Origin of the sequence: Bacillus sp. SIMBA_031, from assembly GCF_046535225.1 — a bacterium.
Lineage (GTDB): Bacteria > Bacillota > Bacilli > Bacillales > Bacillaceae > Bacillus > Bacillus velezensis.
Genome location: NZ_JAWRXC010000658.1, coordinates 1 through 238 on the forward strand (window position 1 = coordinate 1; position 238 = coordinate 238).

The window sequence follows — 238 nt, forward strand, 5'->3', positions numbered from 1 at the left end:
GGTGGTGCGGGTGGACAGGTACCCCACCGCCTGATGGTTATCCAGATCCTTGAGCGACTTCGGCACGCCATGTTGGGCAAGGTACTCGGGCGAGGCGCAGGTGACCCAGTCGAAGGCGCCGATGCGCTTAGCCACCAGCGTTGGCGAATCCTCTGGTGTGCCCGCCCGGATCACGCAATCGATTCCCTCCTGCACCAGTTCGACCGTTCGATCGGACACGCTTAGCGTGAGCTCCACG

At 63.4% G+C, this 238-nt stretch carries 1 protein-coding gene; it reads right to left on the reverse strand.

Translation table 11 applies throughout. The features are described from left to right. The coding region (locus SB724_RS21720; RefSeq protein WP_410573135.1) for a LysR substrate-binding domain-containing protein at positions 1 to 237 on the reverse strand (237 nt) is incomplete at its 3' end. Position 238: the final 1 nt, after the last annotated feature.